This is a genomic window from Thomasclavelia sp. (assembly GCF_047249845.1).
Lineage (GTDB): Bacteria > Bacillota_I > Bacilli_A > Erysipelotrichales > Coprobacillaceae > Thomasclavelia.
Window position 1 is genome coordinate 1 of sequence record NZ_JBKTWO010000008.1, and the last position, 23,463, is coordinate 23,463.

Annotated in this window: 18 protein-coding genes; 1 reads left to right on the plus strand and 17 read right to left on the minus strand. The window is 29.0% G+C overall.

What is annotated here, in order from left to right; all coding sequences use genetic code 11:
• Positions 1-5,674, minus strand: a 5,674-nt coding sequence (locus ACLR9T_RS03245; RefSeq protein ID WP_413108098.1) for an alpha-N-acetylglucosaminidase TIM-barrel domain-containing protein, incomplete at its 3' end; no start/stop codon positions are given.
• Positions 5,675-5,911: 237 nt separating this feature from the next.
• Here ACLR9T_RS03245 and ACLR9T_RS03250 point away from each other — a divergent pair.
• On the plus strand, positions 5,912-8,020 hold the full coding sequence (locus tag ACLR9T_RS03250; RefSeq protein WP_413108099.1) for a PTS sugar transporter subunit IIC/EAL domain-containing protein: 2,109 nt from the start codon (positions 5,912-5,914) through the stop codon (positions 8,018-8,020).
• Positions 8,021-8,122: 102 nt separating this feature from the next.
• Here ACLR9T_RS03250 and ACLR9T_RS03255 read toward each other — a convergent pair whose 3' ends face one another.
• From ACLR9T_RS03255 to ACLR9T_RS03330, 16 genes are all read right to left on the minus strand, one after another.
• Positions 8,123-8,413 carry a hypothetical protein gene (locus ACLR9T_RS03255; protein ID WP_413108100.1) on the minus strand — a complete coding sequence of 97 codons (291 nt, stop codon included), beginning with the start codon at positions 8,411-8,413 and terminating at the stop codon, positions 8,123-8,125.
• A gap of 149 nt (positions 8,414-8,562) precedes the next feature.
• Positions 8,563-8,763, minus strand: a complete 201-nt coding sequence (locus ACLR9T_RS03260; RefSeq protein WP_413108101.1) for a cold-shock protein — start codon at positions 8,761-8,763, stop codon at positions 8,563-8,565.
• 305 nt (positions 8,764-9,068) lie between these two features.
• Positions 9,069-9,320 carry a Type 1 glutamine amidotransferase-like domain-containing protein gene (locus ACLR9T_RS03265; RefSeq protein ID WP_413108162.1) on the minus strand — a complete coding sequence of 84 codons (252 nt, stop codon included), beginning with the start codon at positions 9,318-9,320 and terminating at the stop codon, positions 9,069-9,071.
• A 704-nt stretch (positions 9,321-10,024) separates the two neighbouring features.
• Positions 10,025-12,223, minus strand: coding sequence for a GGDEF domain-containing protein (locus ACLR9T_RS03270; protein WP_413108102.1), 2,199 nt, complete (start codon positions 12,221-12,223; stop codon positions 10,025-10,027).
• A gap of 339 nt (positions 12,224-12,562) precedes the next feature.
• Positions 12,563-13,276 carry a BsaA family SipW-dependent biofilm matrix protein gene (locus ACLR9T_RS03275; protein ID WP_413108103.1) on the minus strand — a complete coding sequence of 238 codons (714 nt, stop codon included), beginning with the start codon at positions 13,274-13,276 and terminating at the stop codon, positions 12,563-12,565.
• A gap of 19 nt (positions 13,277-13,295) precedes the next feature.
• Complete coding sequence (locus tag ACLR9T_RS03280; protein WP_413108104.1) at positions 13,296-14,063, minus strand: BsaA family SipW-dependent biofilm matrix protein; 768 nt, start codon at positions 14,061-14,063, stop codon at positions 13,296-13,298.
• 19 nt (positions 14,064-14,082) lie between these two features.
• On the minus strand, positions 14,083-14,805 hold the full coding sequence (locus ACLR9T_RS03285; RefSeq protein ID WP_413108105.1) for a BsaA family SipW-dependent biofilm matrix protein: 723 nt from the start codon (positions 14,803-14,805) through the stop codon (positions 14,083-14,085).
• 182 nt (positions 14,806-14,987) lie between these two features.
• The gene (locus ACLR9T_RS03290; RefSeq protein WP_413108106.1) at positions 14,988-15,761 is read right to left on the minus strand and encodes a BsaA family SipW-dependent biofilm matrix protein; all 774 of its coding nucleotides are present in this window, start codon (positions 15,759-15,761) and stop codon (positions 14,988-14,990) included.
• 268 nt (positions 15,762-16,029) lie between these two features.
• Entirely contained in the window at positions 16,030-16,671 is a 642-nt protein-coding gene (locus ACLR9T_RS03295; RefSeq protein ID WP_413108107.1) for a SipW-dependent-type signal peptide-containing protein, read from the minus strand.
• A gap of 20 nt (positions 16,672-16,691) precedes the next feature.
• The gene (locus ACLR9T_RS03300) at positions 16,692-17,195 is read right to left on the minus strand and encodes a signal peptidase I (protein ID WP_413108108.1); all 504 of its coding nucleotides are present in this window, start codon (positions 17,193-17,195) and stop codon (positions 16,692-16,694) included.
• Between the two features lie 17 nt (positions 17,196-17,212).
• Complete coding sequence (locus ACLR9T_RS03305; RefSeq protein ID WP_413108109.1) at positions 17,213-17,869, minus strand: BsaA family SipW-dependent biofilm matrix protein; 657 nt, start codon at positions 17,867-17,869, stop codon at positions 17,213-17,215.
• The gene (locus ACLR9T_RS03310; RefSeq protein WP_413108110.1) at positions 17,866-18,501 is read right to left on the minus strand and encodes a hypothetical protein; all 636 of its coding nucleotides are present in this window, start codon (positions 18,499-18,501) and stop codon (positions 17,866-17,868) included. Before ACLR9T_RS03310 ends, ACLR9T_RS03305 begins: the two co-directional genes overlap by 4 nt.
• A 22-nt stretch (positions 18,502-18,523) precedes the next feature.
• Positions 18,524-21,436: a vWA domain-containing protein gene (locus ACLR9T_RS03315; protein WP_413108111.1), complete on the minus strand. Its 2,913-nt coding sequence runs from the start codon at positions 21,434-21,436 to the stop codon at positions 18,524-18,526.
• Positions 21,437-21,451: 15 nt separating this feature from the next.
• A complete protein-coding gene (locus tag ACLR9T_RS03320) occupies positions 21,452-21,934 on the minus strand; it encodes a signal peptidase I (RefSeq protein ID WP_413108112.1) in 483 nt (160 codons plus the stop codon).
• Positions 21,921-22,766, minus strand: coding sequence for a MucBP domain-containing protein (locus ACLR9T_RS03325; RefSeq protein ID WP_413108113.1), 846 nt, complete (start codon positions 22,764-22,766; stop codon positions 21,921-21,923). The genes ACLR9T_RS03320 and ACLR9T_RS03325 overlap by 14 nt, the downstream gene beginning before the upstream one ends.
• Complete coding sequence (locus tag ACLR9T_RS03330; RefSeq protein WP_413108114.1) at positions 22,753-23,442, minus strand: cell wall anchor protein; 690 nt, start codon at positions 23,440-23,442, stop codon at positions 22,753-22,755. Before ACLR9T_RS03330 ends, ACLR9T_RS03325 begins: the two co-directional genes overlap by 14 nt.
• Positions 23,443-23,463: the final 21 nt, after the last annotated feature.

The window sequence follows — 23,463 nt, forward strand, 5'->3', positions numbered from 1 at the left end:
CTTTGAATTCATCAGCTACTGCTGGTACTAATTTACCCAACTGTTCTTGAGTTACTGCATTAGCCATATCAATTGCGATTGACAATGCTGTTTTATTAGCATTTTCAACTTTATATAATTCAAGTGTTTCAATCGCTTTATTAAGAGTAGTCACTGCATCATCGATTTCCTGTTGCGTTATAGCTTCACCCAATATTTTAACAGCCTCAGTATATGCGATATTAAACTCATCTTTAGCAAGACCATCTTGATAATTGTCTAAGTCAATATCTTTTGCTAAATTAATTAACTGTTCTAATTCCTCTTTATTCAAAGATTCCTTTACTTCTCCCATAACAATTAATTCACTAACAGATACTGGAGTTCTTTTACCAGAACTTTCTAATTGAACATTAACTATTTCTAATTTAATATATCGAGCTAAAGTATTATCTAATACATATGTGTCTTCTTTTTCATTTGGAGTATTATCAGTATTTTTATTTCCTATTTCAAACCAATTTTCACCATCGACACTTCCATAAACATTATAATGATGCCAAATAAATTTTCCAAATTTTATTTCAACTGTATCAACTAGATATTCTTCACCTAAATCAACAATTACCCAGGCTGGTGTAATTTTATCTTCATAAGGGGCCCCTGTTAAGCTTAGACGTCCTGCATCCCAAGACGTTGATGTATTCCCATCAACTAGGCGACTAGAATTACCACTTGGATCATTATGAGCAGTTACTGGTTTATTTAATGATAAGTTAAATATTCCTTTTAAATTTAAATTGACAGTTGCATCATACAGGTTCCAATATACTGTATTAATTTCATCTGGACCCGCTCCATTATTTAATGTTTCTGTAGCAACCTTCAACATATTTTCAAAATTCTTAATTTTATTTTGATCATTACCACTAGTATTTAAATTCTCAGCAAATTGTACAAGTGCTTCTAACTGTTCTGATGTAGGAAGCATTCTTTCCCCATAAGCTCTTATTTCCTTAATACCCAATTGTGATTCATTACGCATACCAATAATCTTAATATAACGCGCACATCCTTGGGCTTCAAACTTCGTTTCATCAGCTATACCTTCACCAAGCTTATTCCAATTAATGTTATCTTCACTTGTCCATACTTCAAAATTATAAGTATTATCCATCATAACATTAATTTCATTTAATTGAAAAGAGCCAATTAAATCTATAACAACTTCAGGCGCCTTTTCACCTTTTGCTTTAGCAATATATATTGTAGATAATTCACCATCATTAATCGCATCTGTTTTAGCTTTATTAACATTACTATCCTTAACTATTCCTGCAATTGCAATATTTCCGATATTAGGATCTATATCTCCGCTAACTGTACAATTTTCTAACACCTTATTTAATACTCCAAATACTTCATCTGGAGAATCAGCTGCATCTCTTGTATACTCTTGCTCTGTCATGTTCCATTTCCAATATAGATCGAAATAACCATTTTTATCAATATTATTTAAAGGTGTACCTTTTTCCATATTAGCTTCAACTCGATTTAAATAATCACTCCAGATATTAGTATAAAGATCTTTAAAAATCCCTTCATAGTTACGCCATCCATAATCTTTTAAACTACGATGACCTGCTCTTGAGCCCCAAGAAGTAATTAATGCTTTAGCATTCATAGTAAATGAGTCCATTGCAAAATCATCATAATTAGATGCTAAATCCTGAGCTTTACCAATCCATTCACCACCAAGTTGTTCTTGTTGGGTAGCTTCTACTTCATTTAATATTTCAAAAGCTTTTAAGAATTCTTCTTTATATTTTTTAAATGATTCTAAATCACCATTATTCTTTGCATCTAATACATCATTATATTTTAATACCGCATAATTACTTACCTGCTGACGCATTATTTCACTTAAATCATATAGATAACATTCACTATCTTTAAATTTATCAAAATCTCTAACAAGTAATCTTAATGCATTTTCTAGTTTTTCTGCACCATAAGGAATATTTTGCTCTTTATAATCCTGTGGTGCTTTAGATTTCATTCCAAATAATTCATTAGTAAATCTAACACCATGATTATAATTTGCATCTTTCATAATTTGCCATGCCATTTGAGCATTTTGAGAAGTTCCACCATATCTACGTTCAATATAACCATTAAGCCAATCATCAAGATTAAAATTGTCATCTGCCCATGCTAAATCAAATATCAAATCATATATTACTGGATTATCATATTGGGCTTCAGAGATAATTCCTAAACCAACCATATGTGACGAAGTCTTTTGAGCATTCATAATGTCATTTACCATGACTTCCATTTGTCCATGCATTGATGGATTACCACCAAAGTTTGCTAACAAGCCCCATGCCCAGCTAGTACCATTAAATTCCTTAGCATCTAATTTCGTACTGCCATAACTTGTACCATCATATTTAGTCCAATTTGAAATAGGATACTTGATTAAATCAACAATCAATACATGATCCTCGCGATAATCACCCATTCCTTTTAACAAATCATTTGTTGGATTACTTTGCCATCCCTGTACTACCCATACAGCATCCTTATCATAATCAAGCATTGACTCAAGAACTTTTGTTGCAATAGTAGCATCACTTAAACCAGCAGGGCGAATCCCACCTTCATGAAACGGATCTACTGCATAATAATCAGTAGTAGCACCATAAACAAATTCCTGAGCTTCATAAAATAATTTTGCATATTCAGCATACTCTTTAGAATCAGTTGCAATCATATAAGGACGATTAAACCCACTCCAAGTTCCTTGTTTAATTACATTGACATCAGGTTGATACTCATTAAAATTAGTTGGTACCATTCCTGCATATCCTTGTAAAACAGTTTGCATTCCTAAAGAATTTTTCCAGCGTTGTGTAGATCTTGCTAATTGTAAACGATCTACTATATAACCATCAGGGATTGGTCCACCAAATGATTCCATATTATCCATAAATTGCCATGCATAATATGCCGGTCCACTTAACCAGTCTTTAGCATCATCAAATGAATAACCAAAATTCATCAAAAATTTAATCCATGTTGCTTCCTGTCCCGCAAGATCAAGAACTACATTAACCCCATTTAATGCTAGCCAGTCATTTTCTCTTTGCCATTGTTCTTCACCAAAGAAAGCAAATGTATAGCTTAATGTACAATAATTATAGGCATAACGAACTTGGTATGGTGTTTCTTTTCTAATTGTCTTATTTACCTTAACTAATTCATCTGGCATATTTACTTGCATTGTTTGTTCAGATATATGCACTTTTAAATAATTTTTATAATAATAGTTTAATCCCGTTGTAAGTGATAAACCTTCATTTCCTTTAATATGAATTTTACCATCCTGATCACTAATTTCATACCAGTCATTTTCACCACTATCTACAAGTTCAAAACTAAACCAGTCACAATACTCCATACCGATTGTACGCTCAATAATCCCATACACATTTTCAATTGTCTCTTCATCTGTAATTGGTGTTGCATATTCACTTTCATCATAAGATGTCACGCCCAAAATTTCTTCCAACGTTCCATTCTTTAATTGATTATTATTAGTCTGAACCTGAGTCCCATAAGCTTTAACTTCCGCTAAATAAGCTTTATCTTCCCCTTGAGTATATTCAAGATATACACGAATAATGCGATATGTTTGCTCTGTATCAAAAATAATTTCATCACCATTACTTGTAGCTAAACTATCACTATGCTTTTGATATAAACGGTCATATGTTGAACCATCATTACTTCCATAAATTGTATACCAACAGTTTTTGCCTTCAGGAATATAAATATTTAATTTAGTTAGAGCATAAGTATTCATTAAATCAATATCTACATATGATGGATAAAATAATCCAGACCAATAAGTAGACGTATCCCCATCAGTTACTTTAACAGTTTGTGTTTTTGATAAATTACTTCTAGTTGGTTTATTATAAGCAATATTATCAACATCCTCAGGATCTCTTATTAAAACCAATGCATTTTTAGCCTTTAATAATTTTTCATATGCTATATGCATTTCTAACGAAATACCTTCCGCATATACTTTTTGTGCTTCTATTAATACATTATCTAAAGATTTAAAACTATCTTCAGTATAATTATCAGCATCAAGATTTTCACATTCAGTTATTAAATTATTTAATTGTTCACGATAATTTTTATAAGCTCCAGTAATTTTAGCGCCTAAAGTCCCATCACTGCTTTCTTTACTATGAAACATAATCGACGTATCTAGTCTATTTTCAGCACATACAAAAATAGTAATCTGATTATTTCCAGCTTCAACCATTTCCATAATTTTATCAGTAATATCAATACTAATTGCTTTTTGTGGATCTGGTTTTGTTTCAAATTCATCTCCCTGATTTATTATAAAATCACAAAGAAGATTCTCTCCATCATGTTTAATTGATGCTGGTCGGTTATTCCATGTAAGTGATGATTCACTCCAATCAACTTCATTACTATAATAGAAATGATATGTTTGTGTTCCATTTTGGAAACCAGGATTTTTAAACATATTAAAGTTTAATTTAAATGTATCAAAATCATTGTTTTTGATTTCATCTATAGTTGGAAGAGTAAATTTCATTACATCAATAATTTCTTTTCCATCTGGATAATACTTAGAATTAATTACTTTATAATTTTTCCCCTCATATTGAGAACCATGAGCCTTAGTAATATTTTCATAGTTATATACAGTTGTCCCCTTATCACTTCTAATAAATCCATCTTCTAATACTGGATACTCTGCTACTAATGCTTCCTTTGCTGCAAGTAAAGTAGCATAAGCATTTTTTATTTCTTCATTAGTACCATTTACAAGAATATCTTTTGCATATGTCAAACTTTCTTTTAGTGCGTCATAACTTGTTTGACTATAACTACCTTTTTCAATATTATCACATTCTTCAATTAATTGTTCTAATTTGTTTTTTGTATAATTACTACTAGAAGCAATTAGTTTACCACCTAGTGAACCATCACCGCTTTCCTTACTATGTAACATTAATGAAGTATCAGCTTTTAACTGACCATCAGTATAAATAGTAATAGCTGTAATTCCTTGTTGAACCAATTCAGTGATTTTTTCTGTAACATTAATACGTACTCTTTTTTCATCATCACTTTTATTTTCATATTCTTCATCTTGAGGAATTATAAAATCAAATAAAATATTCCCTGTTCCAATTCCACCAGGTTTATTATTCCATGTAATTGATGTTTCACTCCAATCAACATCATCAAGATAATAAAAACTATACGTTTGTCCTGCTTTATTAAAACCTGGATTTTTAAAAACATTAAATTCAAATTCATATGTATCTAAATTATTTTGAGTTACTTCCTCAATTGATGGAAGTTGTAATTTCATTACACTCATTATTTTAGAACCATCAGGATAATATTTAGTGTTTAAGACCTTGTAATTCTTTCCCTCATATTGCTCACCATGAGCTTTAGTAATGTTTTCATAATTATAATTTTTATTTGCATTACTGCCACTTCTAATATAAGCATCTTCACTAACTGGATATACTAATTCATCATCTGATGCGGCTTTTGTATAATTGATGCCACTTGCAAAAGTAGATAAGATGATTGCCAAAGTAAGAATCCCTTTTAATAACTTTTTCATACTCTTCCTCCTTTACTATTAAAGTATTTTTATAAATAAATCAAAAATTTTATTTATATATATATTATAATATATTTATTATGGAAAAATCATACAATTAGTAGTAAAATTATACAATTTAGTCTCTATCGTATAATAATTCATACCATTAATTATTTAAAACACCATCTTTTGACTAATTTAAATTAACAAACTATTTTTATTATGCTAAAATAAAATAAATAAGGGGTTATCTATATGAAATCAAGAAAAAAAATGCAATGGTTTTATGAAACAACATACATTCTAGCTATTAAACACGGATTGATGTTAGCAATCCCTTTTTTGATACTTGGTTCCTTTGCGCTACTGTTTAATAGCTTCCCCATACCTATATATCAAGAATTTCTTGCATCTTTTTTAAATGGTTCAATTAGTGATATTTTAACAATATTATATAATTCATCTTTAGGATCAATTGCTCTAATTTTGATTATTACAATTTCATTATCATATGGGAAATTAAATGGCCATGATGATGTATTCTTTTACCCTATAACTGCAATAATATCTTATTTATCTTTCTGTGGCGGTTTACAAGATAATACATATATTTTTAAATCTGATTGGGTGTTTACCGCTATGTGTATCACTCTATTAGCTTGTGGAATGTTTAAAAAAGGTATGGTGATTGGTTCGCGTTTAGAAAAGCTGCACACCGCTGGAGCTGATTATATTTTTAACAAAGCAATTCAAAGTATTTTTCCAATTATATTTAATGTTGTTACTTTTACAATTGCGGGTCAAATTTTACGAGTATTTTTTGGTGATACAAACATTATTAATTTTGGTTCTTATATGTTTAGTTTTCTATTTGGTTTTTTGGGTAGTGGATTGATTGGCACCCTATTATATGTTTTTTTCGTACACTTTCTTTGGTTCTTTGGAATCCATGGTACTAACGCTTTAGATATGGTCTCTAAACAATTATTTGAACCAGGTATACAAATTAATCAAGCAATGATTCAAAGCGGTCAACTACCAACCGAATTATATTCAAAAACTTTCTTAGATATTTTTGCTTTTATTGGTGGATGTGGAGCAGCATTATGTCTCATCCTTGCTATATTTATTACTGCCAAAAAAAGCAATAATAAAAAACTTGCTAAAGTAGCAAGTATTTCTGTGCTATTTAATATTAATGAGATTGTTATTTTTGGCTTTCCAGTAATCTTTAACCCTATTATGGCAATCCCTTTTGTTTTAACACCTATGATATTAACACTAACCAGTAGTATAGCAATGTCATTAGGACTTGTACCATTTATTACCCAATCAGTTGAATGGACTGTTCCTATAGTTCTAAGTGGATATCAAGCTACAGGATCAATTGCTGGCAGTATTTTACAAATTGTAAATATTATTATTGGTACCATGATATATATTCCATTTGTGAAATTTAGTGAACGTCGTCAAAGTAATGAATTTGAAAAAGCTATTCATGCAATAGAAACCGATATGAATGATGGTGAAAAAAATGGAAACATCCCATTATTTTTAACAGATCAATATAAATATCATTTTCCAGCTAAAACATTAACAATGGATTTAAAAAATGCTATGCGTTTAAATCAACTACAATTATTTTATCAAGTACAAATGACTGCCGATGAACATATCTATGGTGCCGAAGCACTTCTTCGCTGGGAACATCCAGTATGTGGTTTTATTTCACCACCTTTACTAATATCATTAGCACATCAAGATGGCTTTTTAGATGAACTTGGTTTATATATAATTGAAAAAGCTTGTAAAGATGCTGTTATAATGGATAAAAGAGGAATAAAGCTAAACTTATCAATCAATATATCTCCAAAACAAATAGAAAATGTATCCTTTGTATCTAATGTTCTTGAAATAAAAAAACGATATCCATTACAGCATGTACAATTAGTCTTTGAAATTACAGAACGAGCTTTATTAATTACATCTGATATAATTTTAAAACGTATTCTAGAGTTACGTAAAAATGGAATCAAACTTAGTATGGATGATTTTGGAATGGGACATAGTTCTATGACCTATCTTCAAGAAAATATTTTTGATGAAGTGAAACTTGATGGCAGTCTAGTAAAACGATTATTAGAGAATGACCGTACTAAAGAAATCATTGTTGGTATTACAGAAATGTCTAAACGTCTAAATTTTCATGTTGTAGCTGAATTTGTTGAAACAAAAGAACAAATCGATATCTTAAAAAATGTTGGATGTTCAATATATCAAGGATGGTATTATGGAAAAGCTGAACCATTAGATACATTTCTAAATATATATTTAAATTTAAAAAATAATTATAAAGAATTATAAAATCTATAATATAAAAATACTGTATTTTAAATCTTATTTCAAAAGTGGTGTTATTACTAGCTCCACTTTTTAATATAAATATTATAACATTATAATAAAATATCATTTTTTACTTTTTATTTTATTAATTTGTTCTTGCATTTTTTCAATACTTTTTTGTATAAGTTCATACTGGTCTTCTTGTTTATTAGTATTATTTTGTTGATTTAACAATTGCTCTTGACCATCTATATATAGGGCATAAACACTATTAAAGGATATAACACTACCTAAAGTAGCAAGAAAAGTTCCAATAACCGCCTGCTCATCAGCTGAAAAACTTTCCATAAATGCTGCACTAATAAGAATAATCAACTGATCTGCTAACAAAGGATTAATTTGAGGAAGAGCCATATATATCACCATTATAATTTATGCATGTATATGAATAATGACCATTGTATTAGCCCTGATACAGTTATATTCATCTTGCTATTTAATAAACATAATCAATTAAAAATTATACAATATAAAAAAACAAAGGTTTCCCTTTGTTTTAACAATTATAATATTGTTACATTAGATGCTTGTTCTCCTCTATCACCTTGAGTGATGTCAAAACTTACACTTTGTCCTTCTTCTAAAGTTTTGTAACCATAACCAGAAATTGATGAATAATGAACAAATAATTCCTTACCCCCATCTACTGTGATGAAACCAAAACCCTTATCAGAATTAAACCATTTTACTTTACCTGTATTCATTTGAATACCTCCTTTTTCTACGTTAACAAAAGGAAGCGAATGATATAAAAAATCCACAAAATCAGAAATTGTACATCAAGTGCTAAATACAATCCTTTTTTGTGAATTATAATTTATAACCTTCTATTACCCTTTCACTCTAACACGCTTCTATCAATAAGTCAAACTATATTATCCATCATTTTTTATCTAGCTAATATTTTAACTTCATCACCATTAATAAATATAGCTTGATTATCATTAATAATCTTCAACTCTAAAATTATTAGAATACATACTTATAATTTTTTACCAAACTTTCCCATTTAATAATTATCATAATGCAGAACTACATTAAAATCAATTAAATTTAGTCCTGTATAATCACTCAAATCAAATGCTTTTTCTAGAACATCCATTTCTGCAGAATAACTTATATTTGGGGCAATTATAATAGCACCCGCTGACTCCCCTATATATAATTTTCCTTTATTTATTTCTTGAATTATAATTTTATCTGCACCAATTTTTCTTAATTCGTGTAATAAGAAAAATATATTACCGCCAATAATATAAATATAATCGTTTTATAAGATGCAGTAGATAGGTCTAATTCATCAACAATTAAACCTAATTGTTTCAATTTCCATTTTCTTATTTTCATTAAAAACCTAACTTTTCTACCTTACTTGCTGTTAAAATATATGTTATAGTTTTTTTTAAGTCTGTTCAATCTCCTTTAAAAGTTTTGCAACATTTGGAAACATAGATACAAGTAACATTTTCTTTATCATAATTCTCCTTTCTTTTAAATACATTATATCAACCCAGTTATAAGTACTAAACCTCATACTCTTTCTTATAATAAAAATGTGCTATTATCTATAACACATTTTTATTATTTATTCTAATTATCCTTTAAATACTTTTTTGCTAAAAATATTTATTCAATAACTCCGATATACTCATTCCATTTTTAAAATCTAATAATATCAGATTATTTCTAGTTATGAAAAATTGTTTTGTATCAGTATTTTCTCCCCGTTGTTTTCTATTTGACTTCTTTTTGAGAATATAAATTACATTACCAGCTATGTATTCCTATAGTTGCTCTAACAGTTCTTTAGGTCATAGATCTGGATTTTGATAACTCACTTTCTCTCCTTCTAATCTTAACCATTTAAGATAAGCAAAAGCTATTATTACTATTAAGCCATTTAATTATTACATGCAATAGCTCTTGCTATATACAAATCCTCATTCCCATAATCTTTTCCTCCATCTAATCTTTATAAATATATGTGTTTTTCCCATCTTTTTTAGCTCGATATAATCGTTTATCGGCACATTCAAATAACTGATGATAATTTTTCCCATCCCTTGGATACATGGCAACTCCAATACTACAATGTATATTATAAGTATCATTTTTTGTTAGATTAATATTTGATATAGCAGATAATAATTTATTACACTTTTCTTCAATTTGTTCATTGGTAAATTGATTAGAATTTTTCATAAAGACAACAAATTCATCGCCACCAATTCGACCAATAATATCTTTTTCTCTAAAACATGATTTTAAAGCAAATGAAAATTTTGTTAGTGCTTCATCCCCACAAGCATGACCTAAAGTATCATTAATTAATTTAAAATTATCAATATCAACTACAAACATGATACACCATTGACTTGAATTACTTTCTAATTCCTGAATAATTAGACTTTCTAAAGTAGTACGATTATATATATTTGTCAGACCATCTTTTTGAGCACGTTCTAATAGTTGCAGAGATTTCTGCTTCTCTTGAGAAATATCAGAAATACTCCCAACTATACGTAATAAATAACCTTGTTTATTCAATATTGCTTTAGCATAGATTTTAACCCATATTTTTTCGCCATCTGATTTAGGCAAAATACATTCAATTTGATCACTTTCTACTGTACCTGCCACCATTGCTTCAATTAGTGGAATATAAGAATTATCCTGATGTTCAAAAAGTTGATTAGTCAAAACAAGAAAGTTATCTAATTGGCTAGGATATCCATATTTACTTGTCCACAAATCAGAAAAAGTGATTTGATCAGTATATGTATTCCATTCAAATATAACAGATTCTGTTTCTTTAAGAATCATCTGATAACGTTCTTCACTAATCGTTAGTTTTTCTTGTATCATTTTTAATTCTGTAATATCTAGAACTTCTACATAATACATATATTTGCTATCTTCTTGTATTATTTGACGCTGATCATAAATCCATTGAATTTTATTTTGCTTATTTTTAATACGATATGTATTTGATATAACTGTATTCGGTTTCAAATTTTGTAAGGATGCTTGAAAAGTTATATAATCATCCTTAAAAATAAGAGTTTCTATATCTGTTTTTATCAAAGAGATAATTTCTTCCTTTGTATACCCCGCCAATAATCGTTCATCTTTTTTAAAGAAAATAATAGATTCAAGTTTTGATATCTCATGTCTATAACTTGATCCCGGCGTATTGGAAATAATTGCATTCATTTGTTTATTCATCTTTTTAGCAATACGTGTCCCTTGATACTGTAAATAGAAAAAATATATACCTGTTACTAAAATTATAATACTTATTTTTATAGCAAGAAGAATTGTATGTTGAAGATTATTTCCCATTTCCTCTTTAACAACAACTTGCGGAAGAACAGTCAACATAAACCAGTCAGTATTTTCAATAGGAGAATAATATGCATAACGTGTCATTCCATCTAATTGAAAGACAATACTGCCTTTTTTTCTATGATTAAGATCATCTTTCATATTTTTTATGATCTTTGATTTGTTATTTGATTTTTCTAGCACATCAAAGAAATTACTTTGACTATTATCATTTGCTAATAAATTTATACCATTACTCTGCAATAAATAAGAAGATACCTTTCCAGATAAAAATGACAATTCAAAATATTCATTTAATTCTTTAATATTTAATGTTGCCCGAAGAACTCCAGCAAAATTATTATTTTGATAAACTGGAACACTCATAATAACTACTTCTGTTTGATCTACCATGCTTTTCATCATGTTAGAAATATAGCTATTACCTTTTTTTGCCTCTATATAATATTCTCTCATTGATGAATCATGTTGAAAGTGGTCACTCGTATAAGAAATTCCTTCTGCATTTGTAACTGCAATTCGTGTAAACATCTCTGTATATAATAACGGTTCTAATTTTTCAAACGACTCATCACTAGTAATATCATCTTCATTTGAAATTAAAGAGGCATAAGCCTGAAGGATATAAATTTGATTTTTTAATTTTTCAGAAACAGCTACATTAGTTTGTAAATTATTTTCTTCAGTTATAGACTTTAAATTCTCTTCAATTCTACTTTTATTTTTAAAACTATAATCATAAAAAGAAAAATACAGTAATAATGCCATGATAAGTAAAAACATAATCTTTACATAATTATTATTTAAAACTCTTTTCATGTTAAACACCTACTTTGAACTTATTGTATCACATAATCATCATATAAGAAAAGATAACTAATTTTATAAAAACTCTTATTACTAATAATTGACTTAACTAATATATTATAATCCTTATTCTACCATAAATTAAATTTAATAAAACTAGATAGTTTTATATCTTATATTATCTATCTTACAATCTCTAAAAGTATAAATATAATATATAAAAAGAACAAAATAAATTTTGTCCTTATTTATATATTTTATAGCTTTTTAATACCCTTGATATTACCCTATAAAGCAAATAATTGAAAAAACGAGCTGAGTGAGGGGACAGCTCGTCTTTTCCATATTTAACTATTTTTCTACAATTGTTGCATAATTTTCAACCATAAAATCAATTACTGGGTTAGTTCCCCAAGTTTTAATAGCTGATGCTGTTGCTTGAATAGTATTTGCAGTAACTGTTAGTTTATAGTTAGCATCATCATATCCGTATTTACCGCTTTCAGTAGTTGTGGTAGTAACCTTTTCTCCATTTTCATCAGTTGTTACAATGGTATGAACCTTCTTTGTAGTTACATCTAATAATGGATTTAATTGGACGTTATCCAATAATAACGCTGAAGTTTTACCTTCTTCAATTACTCCCATGTAATAATAATTATCTTGATATAATATCCACTTACCTTTTTGTTCACTTAAATCCATATTAGCAGAATATTCAACCACATTTGGTAAAGCTAATAATGCTGCTCTTTGATTTACACCTTTATCATCAACAAATATATTAGATAAAGTTTTATTCTCTCTTGTCCATAATTCGGTTAATGTAGCTTTTACGACAACATCTACATTACCATTATTTTTTACTGTTACATCTTTATTAACCTCAACCCCTGGTAACCAATCATCTGGTGGGGTAAACTCTTCTTCTATCGTGGTATCATATTTTGCTGTTTTAAACTCATTTGTTTTAGTTATTTCTTGACTAAAATAAGCCAATGATCCAACAACTCCAAGTGTCAATACTAATATCATAATTCCGCCTAAACTCTTTTTATTTTTCATATTTTCTTTCTTCCTTTCATCATTTAATTGTTGCAAAATTATTTGCTACAAAAGTTGCTAATAAATTATTTCCAAAAGTATCTAAGATTGCATCTTTTGAAGCTTGAACTGTTTGTGCCTCAATACAAAGAGTATAATTAGCTCGATCATAACCATATTTGCCATAAGTATAATTTTTAGTTACTGTCTTCTGACCTAATTCATTTGCTTGAACTACAGTATGACTACCACTAATAACAACATCTAACAACGGATTCATTACTATACTCTCTAATAATCCATTAGAGGACATATTACTAGCTATCGTTCCTAAATAATAATAGTAATCATCGTAATAAATCCATTTGTTTTTATATGCACCTAAATTATCTTTTATATCTTCATAATCATAAACAGTATCAATTGCAAAGTTTTTAATTACTGCATCATGTTTCACACCATCTTCTGCTATAAACGTATTTTCTAAAACAGATCCTTTAGCACTTAATATCTTATCAGGATTATTTGGATCCAAAATATCTTCACTTCTCTGCCACAATTCTGTCAATTTTGCTCGAACAACAACATCAACATTTCCTGAATTTTTTACCATTACCTTCTTTGTTATCTCTACTCCTGGAGACCATTTATCAGGAGGAACAAATTCTTCATCAATCACAGTATCATATTTTCCCGTACTTAGTTTATTTTCTATGATTGAATCTTTTGAAAAATAAGCTATAGTACTTAAAACAAGCACAACTGAAAGCAATGAGGTAATAGCAAATAAGTTTTTTCTGTTTTTCATTTTCCTCACTCACCTTTCATTACTCAATTCTGGCATATGTATCTGGCACTGTTGTTTCAAAATTAGTATCAGTTAAAGCCCCTTTATTAGCTTGATATATTTGAATTGTAATCGTTAAAGTATAATTTGCTGAAGCATACTTACCTGTCCCAGTCACTACGGTCTTATTATAAGTAGAGTTATCAGGAATGCCATTTTTTGGGGCAACTACCCAACCCGTTGCAGGATTATCTGTAATTTCAGTTGGCTCAGTAATCATTGTAGAATAATATATTACAGTTGTTTTATTTTCAGCAAAATCCACATCACTACTCAATGTAATTGATTTCAAGAATTTGTCACCAGCTTTTGTTCCTGCTTTAATAATTTGATCATAATAATAAAAACCATCTTCATCATTATAAATCCAATTATCACCATATTCTTTTTCTACAACACTGTTACTTGAATCACTACTCGTAATAGTGATATCACCATCTCTAGTTACCCAGGTTTCACTCCATTTAGCTCGTGCAACAATATCACCTGTCCCAGTATTTTCAATGCCTACTTCTTTAGTAACTTTATCACCTGGTTTCCAATCATATTTAGGAGTAAACTTTTCTATAACCTCTGATTGAAATTTACTAGTTTCTAACTTGTTTGTTACATCAAGGGTCTCATTATAATAAGCAATTGCCCCACCAACTATTAAAATAGTTGATAATGATATTATTGCTATTAAACTTTTTTTATTTTTCATCTCTTTACACCCCTTTCTATGAATTTTATTTAATTAATAAGTAAACTATATATATCTTTGATATTACACCATTATTATAAATATACTTGGTTTGCTTACGGTTATATTTTTATATCTTAATTGATAAAGATATATCTAAATCAATAAAACACCCTAGTATATTACCAGAGTGTTATCATTAACTAATTATTTGCAGATGATAATCCATTTAAGAATGCTTTAACAGTTGCATTAGTATTGTCAGTAATCCAAGATTGTACTGCCTCTTTATTAGCTTGAGATACTTGTGCTGTAATTGTTAATGTATATTCTGCATGATCATAGAAACCATTAGATTTAACTTCAGCACGTTTAAATGTTGCTTTAATTGGATTTGATTCATCATCTAAAACATTAAATTCGGCTTCTGATATTTTAACCCATTGAGTTTCTGGATTAGTTCCAATATCTGTCTTAGCTGGTTCTGTTGCTGCTTTTGTATAATACCAATTCTTCACTGTTTCACCAACTACATCTTTACCATCTTGAAGGGTAATTGATGATAAGAAATTTTCTGTAAATTCATTAACTCCGATTATCTTATTATAATAAGCCCAACCGTCATCACCATTAATCCAATTAGCATGCATTCCTGTCTTTGTTACTACACTTTCACCTGCTGTATCTGGATAAGCTGCATTAGCTATTTCTACACCGTTACGTGTCCACGATTCTTCCCATTTAGCTCGTGCAACTAATGGATAATCACCAGTATTATCTACACGTACTTCTTTGGTAACTGTTGCTCCCGGATTAAATTCCTTTGGTGTAAATTTTTCTACAATATCGGAATCAAAACCTTTAGTTTTAAGTTTATTGTCTACGGTATGAGTTTGGCTAAAATAAGCTAAAGTTCCGACAACAACCAAGGCTCCTGTTAATACAATTGATGCTACCACACTTTTTTTGTTTTTCATGTTCTTCCACTCCTTTACATTTTCTACTTTACATGTTTATCATAACAAATGATGGTTTGCTTATGGTTATATTTCTATTTTTTAACTTTATAGTTTATCATTAGAAATAACCATATACTTTATACTCATTAATATATTCTTTTATGGTTTGTTTATGGTTATATTTCTTAAATACAGATGAAGATATATAAAAAGACAATACATCAAACTGACGTACTGTCTTTTTTAGAACTAACTATTTGTCTATAAATCACCTATAACTATATATTTAATCAATAGAGACTAATTGCTCGTTTTCAACTCTAATTGAATCCCAGCTTTGTGTGGCAATAGCGTTTTCACCATCATCTGCTTGGACTCCATTTGCTGTAATAATAATTTTAGATTTAAGATTTGCATATGACATCATTTCTTCATGTGAATCAAAATTATTTTCAATGATAAAAGATTTAAATAAATTAACAGTCTCGTTAGCTTTTAATGGTTTCCTTAAATAGTAGTATGCTTTTCCTTCCTCCTCAGCAGCTTTATAAATCCACTTATCTCGATCAATTTCCCGAATCACAATCTTATCAGGATCTCTATCCTTTAAAATCACACCATTTTCATCCATCCATACCTTTTCAACTGTCACTCTAATAAATGCATTTAGCTCCTCATTATTTTTTAAATCTACAATTTTTGATTTTTCCTGACCAATTACTACTGGTTCATTATAATTAATTCCATCCTCACTCACAGTGGCATTTGAATCAGTTGAACTTTCTATAACATCTATTCCAAATTCACCAATTCTAATCCGGTTCCTTGTTGTATCACTATCAGTAAACCATGCCAGTGTGGAAGATACAGCAAAAATACAACCAAATAAAACAATTAAACTAATTACTGTTCTTTTCTTTTTACTCATCTTGCTACACTCCTATCTATTTAGACTGTCACTTCTTCTTTTGGTTGTTTTTCATCTACTATGAGATTACTTAAAATAATATTTAATAATAATATTCCACCAATTACTGCAACCGCAATATATTTTACCGACGATGCAAAGACTGAGCCAATAACTGGTAAATAAATTTCTAATGCTTTACCAGCTACATTTTTATATTCAACAGGATCAGCATCATTAGTTGGATTGGCATCCCCTTTAGTTACAAAAGTCTGTGAAATTTCATTTTTAACAACCACTCGATGTGTTACTAAAGTATCACTATCAATATAGAAAGTAATAGCATCATTTTTATCAATATCTTCAAAAGAAGCTGTCTTATAATAAATCAAGCTACCAACTGGATAGGCAGGTTCCATACTTCCCGATAATACTACCACTGGTTTATAACCAATAATCATAGGAGCAAGAATTAACACCAATACGATTATCACTATATAACATAAAATCGATAAATAACTGATAATTTTCTTTAATATCTTCATAAATCTTGTCTCCTCGTTTAATTACTAACATCATCTACACTATCATCAATGACATAATCTGACCAAATAACATTTTCACCTAAAATTTTTATTGACTTCCCAAAACTTATCTGTGCAGCTTTATTACTTACCATACAAGCATCAAGTTCAAAAATAATATTATAAATTAAAGCTGAATAATCAAATTCATGATCATCATTAGAAACTTCATCCAATAAAGTTAATTTATTTAAAATTATACTAGTCGCTGTACCAACTTTTAAAACTTTTGTGTAATAAAAATAACCATCTTTTCCATCTATCCACTCATTTTTCCAAGCCTCTGTCCATTCCTTTAATACCAACTCCGGATTGCCATCAACTCTTTTGTCATTTAAATCTACCCAACTATCACTATACTTTACTCGAATTAATGCATCAATTTTACCGCTATTGGAAAACTTTACTTGTTTATTAACCTTTTCACCAGGTAAGAACGTTGTTCCCTGTGAAAATTTCTCAATTAACTCTACTTCTGGTTCATTAGTTGACAACTTATTACTAATGCTAACAACATTATTATAATAAGCTAATGTAATTCCAATTGTAACAACTAAACATATTGAGACAAAGATCAAAGCTAATTTAGTTCGATTATTCTTTTTATATTTCACTTCATCTTCACCTCCACTCATTTCCAAGTAATATTACCATTATCATCAATATCTACAAATTCAATTCCAAAATTAGCTTTAACAGAACGCCTATTAACATCAATATCTTTACTATATTGAACTGCTTCACTAAAAAATTTCAAGCTATAACTTGCATTACCATAAATATCTGTCAAATTTCCTAAATTAGAACTATCAAATTCTAAACTTGTTAATATTTTAGAACATAAATTATTTGGTTGAAGAATTTTTTTATAATAAAACCAGCCATCATTTCCATCTATCCACTCATTTTTCCAAGCATCAGTCCAATTTTTTTTAACTATTTCCTGACCATTTACTATACTAGATAAAACCTGATTATTAGTATTCCTCCATAATTCCACATATGAAACTCTAATAAAGATAGGAGCTGTTCCAATATTTTTAAATTGAACCTTTTTATCTACTGGTTGATACCAATCTACCGTTGTCTGTTCATCAAATTCTTCAATCACTTCTACATCAATAGTTGGGGTATTGATTTTATTAGTAACAGATGCACTTAGCTTTGACCATGCATAGACACTGCCTATAGCAGTGATGCAAATCATCACTGTTATCATTAACAATATTTGTGATCTATTTATTTTAATTATATTTAAATATTTCATGCGTCATCCCTCACTTTCTTTATCAATTACCAACCACTTCAAAATTAGCATTTTCTAAATCTGTTATATAACCATTTTTATACCCTTGTATTTCTAAATGTAATTCACCAGAATTAGCAGCAATCGTTTTAAATTTAATTCCATTAACTGTAAAGGTACCTAGAGATTCATCAATTATATTTGTCCATTCAATATAAGCATTGGTACCACTACCACCCAATTCACCACCTTGGCTATCAATGACTTTAAACTTCGTAGCATCATATTTTAAACGAATATTTACATCGGTATCCATTGTTGTAATATTTGTAAAAATACTATCAAAAGCTTTTTCCATAGCCTCGGTATTGTTAGTGCGTGTGTAATGTCCATCACTTGCTACCTGATTTAAGAATGAATCAAATGTACCAGTATTTTCTGGATTAATTCCAATTACAAATAATTTTTTTCCTAACCCTTGTCCTTTACGATTACGATTACCCTGATTATTACTATTGTTATTACTACGATTCATCGTAATATCATCATTTGCATGTCCATAATAATTAGTATTATTATATCTAAGACTATAATTAACATTATTTAAATAACCAGACTTTTTAATAAATTCGGCTTGATTGATTGCTTCAGCACCTACTCGATAACCATTAATATAATATGAGCTGCTAGTTGCAAAACCACTGTTTCCAGGTTCTCCATCAGTAAATAGAATAATTGACTTATTATTATTTCCAGTAGCTGATTGTAACTGTCTTCGAGCTTGATATAGACCTAAATCTGTTTGAGTACCACCATTTGCTTTAATACCATTAATACCATTGTTATTTACTGTTAAATATTCATACCAGGTCTGGTTACGAGATTGATTATCTGATAATTTAACAAAACCACCATTAGTTATTGAAGTATTTGCATTATCAGCAAAAGTAATTACGGATACTCTACTTTCGGGATTATGTTTATATAACTTTTTTATAAAGTTAATTGCATTTTTCTTTAAATGAGCCATCCGACTATCATCATCCATATCATAAGCCATACTCCCTGAGCTATCTAATACCATAATGACATCCTGTGGTGCTTTAGATATTGTTTGCTTAACATTACCATTAATATTTACATTATAGTTTTTAACCATTTGTTTACTAGCTGGTAAAAAATTAGTTTTTTCATCTGTAGCTTTAAAAAATCCTACATGAGCAAAATTATTTGTTAGAAAAACATAACCTTTATTATTATCTTTTATTTGTTTAAGTTCAATTACTTGACTATTTGTTAATTTTTCTCTATTATAACCAGCTTCACTTTTTGTTAGTGTATATTCCATTGGTATAGTTTCAGTAACTGTATAATTACCAAATGGTAATTCCTCTAATATAATTTCTTCATTATTTTTTAAAAGTAAATCTGTTTTATAAATAATTCTTTTTTCATCATTTGCATCTCGCCCAATTACATGGATCATAAATTCTTTATCTTCATTACTATTTGTAACTATTTTTTTTACAGTTAGAGTAGCATTTTTAATTGGTAAACCTTCTTTAACTGTTGGAATATTGAAATCTAAATACGATTCTTGATCAATATAATTATTATAATTTAACCTAGTTAGATCATTTGCTGGATAATCAATATCATTTTTATATTTATCCTTTACACCAACAAAATAATTTAAATGAGCTGAACTATTTTTATTTATATTTCCAACATACCATGTTATTTTCTGTTTACCATTTTCACTAGAAACAACTACATAACCTTGATTAAATTCTAATATGCCTAGAATACTGTTTTGATATGTACCATCTTCTATATTTAATAAATCAACATATTGACTCATAGGATCAGTTACTATTCCATTTTTTACAATCGTGTTATATCTAGTTACGATCTCATCAGCAATATTATTATAAATTCCTGTTAAATCGCTAGATGAGCTATAAGCATATCCCTCTCCTTGAGTTGCTATATTTTTTAATATCTGATTATAACTACTACTAGTTGTGTATCCAATTGTAAAAATAGTTTTATTATCTTTTTTAGCTAATAATGCTTCATTTTCTGCCAATACAGTAGCTGCTTGTTTTAATGTATATCTATTTCCTGTTTGGCCATTCCATCTAATATCAATTGAAAAATCACTACTTCCACCTTTAAGTACATTATTATTACTATAATTAATAGCTGATTCACCAAAGGTATAATCTCGATTATACCCCATATTTTTATCTTCACTAGTAGTTTGACTATAATCATTAACACTATAATAGCTATTAATTTTATTATTTAAATTATAACTTCCAGTTGCCTCACCATCAGTTAAAAGGATCATCATTCCATTAGTTGAATCACTTAATATTTTTCTTGCATGATATAAACCTGCTTGAATATTAGTACCACCATCACTAGTATCATTTGATAGTTGAACATTTTTTATTGCTCGTTTAGCCTTATCAAGATCACTTGTAAGATCTTGAGTTGTATAACCATAATAGTTAAAAGTTACTATTGCATACCGATTCTTTTTATTACCTGAGATTTTTTCATTTTCTAAAAATGATAACGCAGCTTCTTTAGCTTTAGTTATTCTTTGATTAACTTCTGCTACACCGCTTGTTTGTGATCCTGAGACATTGTATTTCATACTATTAGAAATATCAAATACTAAGACTATGTCATTCCCAACTGTTTCAACACTATCTTGAGCCTCTTTAGTTTCAATATCTAAGCTGATCATATGCTTGTTATCATCAACTCTTTTAGAAGCTTTTTTAACAGTAACCAAGCCGTCGCTGCTAGTATTAGACTCCGGATCACTTGCTGCTATAACCATTTTATTACTTCCGACAGTTGGGATTATCACTGCTAAAACTAGAGCTAGTATTTTTATCATTTTAGTAAACTTATTTAGTTTTCTTTGTTTTGGTATTTTCATTTAAGTTCCTCCTCACTATTTGTTACTATTAAACCTATGCTTCATTAATAAATTAGTTATTATATATATTAATACTAAACTCACCAAAACTATTTTTGTACTTACTGTTTGAATTAATCCATAAACATAACCTAAATATGGTATATTTGTTTCAACAATTCCTTTTAATCTAGTAAAAGCTACTGGATTAGAATCCTGAGAATCATTTGCATCTCCTTTAGTAAAAAATAAATGATTATTTTGATCAATATCAATAACTCGATGAGTTATTACATTATTTCCTATCCCTTTGTAACTAATAATATCATTAACTTTAATTTCATTAGCTGTTGCTGATTTAACTAATAATAACTCACCAGTCGTATAAACTGGTTCCATACTATTTGATAAAACTACATTTACCTCATATCCCATAATTCTTGGACCTAGGATAATTATTAAATAAAGAAAACAGAGAAAGATTAGGATTGTTGAAATAAGATTATTAATCTTTTTCATTTTTAATATCAATCCTCTTTTTTCTAATAATTAATCCTCCAATCCCTATTAAAACTAAGATTATTCCACCAGCTGTTAAAAGATAAGTATAATTAAATTTATTTTCACCTTTACTTAATGGAGTTTGATTATCAGGGATTTCCTCTTTTTCATCAGCCCCTGGCGCTAACGGAGTAGCAGGTTCCGTTACATCTTCAGTTTCCTCTGGCTGAGTAGGTATCACTGTTTCTCCATTCGCTGGTGTTGTTGATACTGCCACATTTGGTGGTAAGGTAACAGGGATTGTCACTACTGTTTCAACATATTCTTTGGTTACATTTAAATCACGATATACATAAGTAATTGAATTATTATTTTCACTAATCATTATTGATAAATCTGCTGCCCCAATCAGTTCATGACCAGCAATTGTTTTAGCACGTTCTGTTACGATTGTTCCTAGAGGAGCCATCATTACCCTAGTTGTAGCAATTTCCACATTATCTTGATTTACATAATTGATTGAATATTCTCGTCCATTAGTTAAAACGCGATATTTTGCTACATATGTCATAGCTCCTGTCACACCTTTATCAACACTAGGTAGATCTTTATTCCATCCTATCAAATAATATCCTTCTTCAACTTTAATCTCAGGAATATCTGGAAAGCGTTCATTGGCTGCTATATTAATTGTAATTTTATTATCATTATTAGCAATAAAAGTTCCATGTGCACCGGCTCTAAAAGTTATTTGATAAGTTCTTGCCCCAGCTACTGTCATCGGATTTATAAATCCTGTAACTGCAATGATCATAACTAAAATAATAAATATTTTTTTAACTATCTTCATAGCCACGATCCTCCTTATCTTTTTTTCTTTTTAATAAAAACATAATAATTATTCCACTGCCTCCAATCAATCCAATCAATGGAGTAATTACTGTAGCATCACCCGTTCTAATTCCTTGATAAACATTTTTTATTATTTCAACAATTGTTGTTGTATCATCTAATTCCTCAACACTAAATCTAAATTGAATCAATCCTTCACGATTTTGATAAGTATTATCCATTGAATCTCCATTAACTTCCAATGTCATATTAATCGTTGTCGTTTCACCCTTTTGTAGTGTTGCCAATAATGTATCATCACTCATCCGCCCAGCACTAAGTTTTGCTAGATCATCAAGAGTTCCTTTATAAAATTCTTCACCTTCATTAGCAATTGAAATGTTGTAAATACTTAATCCTGATGTATCGTTATCTAAACTTCTTATGACTTCAGCGCTTAAATAAAATCTAAGCTCACGATGATCATTATTTTTTAAAATAATATCTTGTTTTCTTATTTCACCAGGCATGATATTTTTAAAATTATCAAACAAATCTTGACTGCCATTTAAGAAAATAAAATCTTCTGAATTACCATCAAAAATAATATTTGTATCAGCACTATAGATTGTAGTCATGGACATTACTAATGTTACTGTAATAATTAGACTTTTTAAGATATTTTTACCTCTCATTTTGATAACCTCCTTCTATGA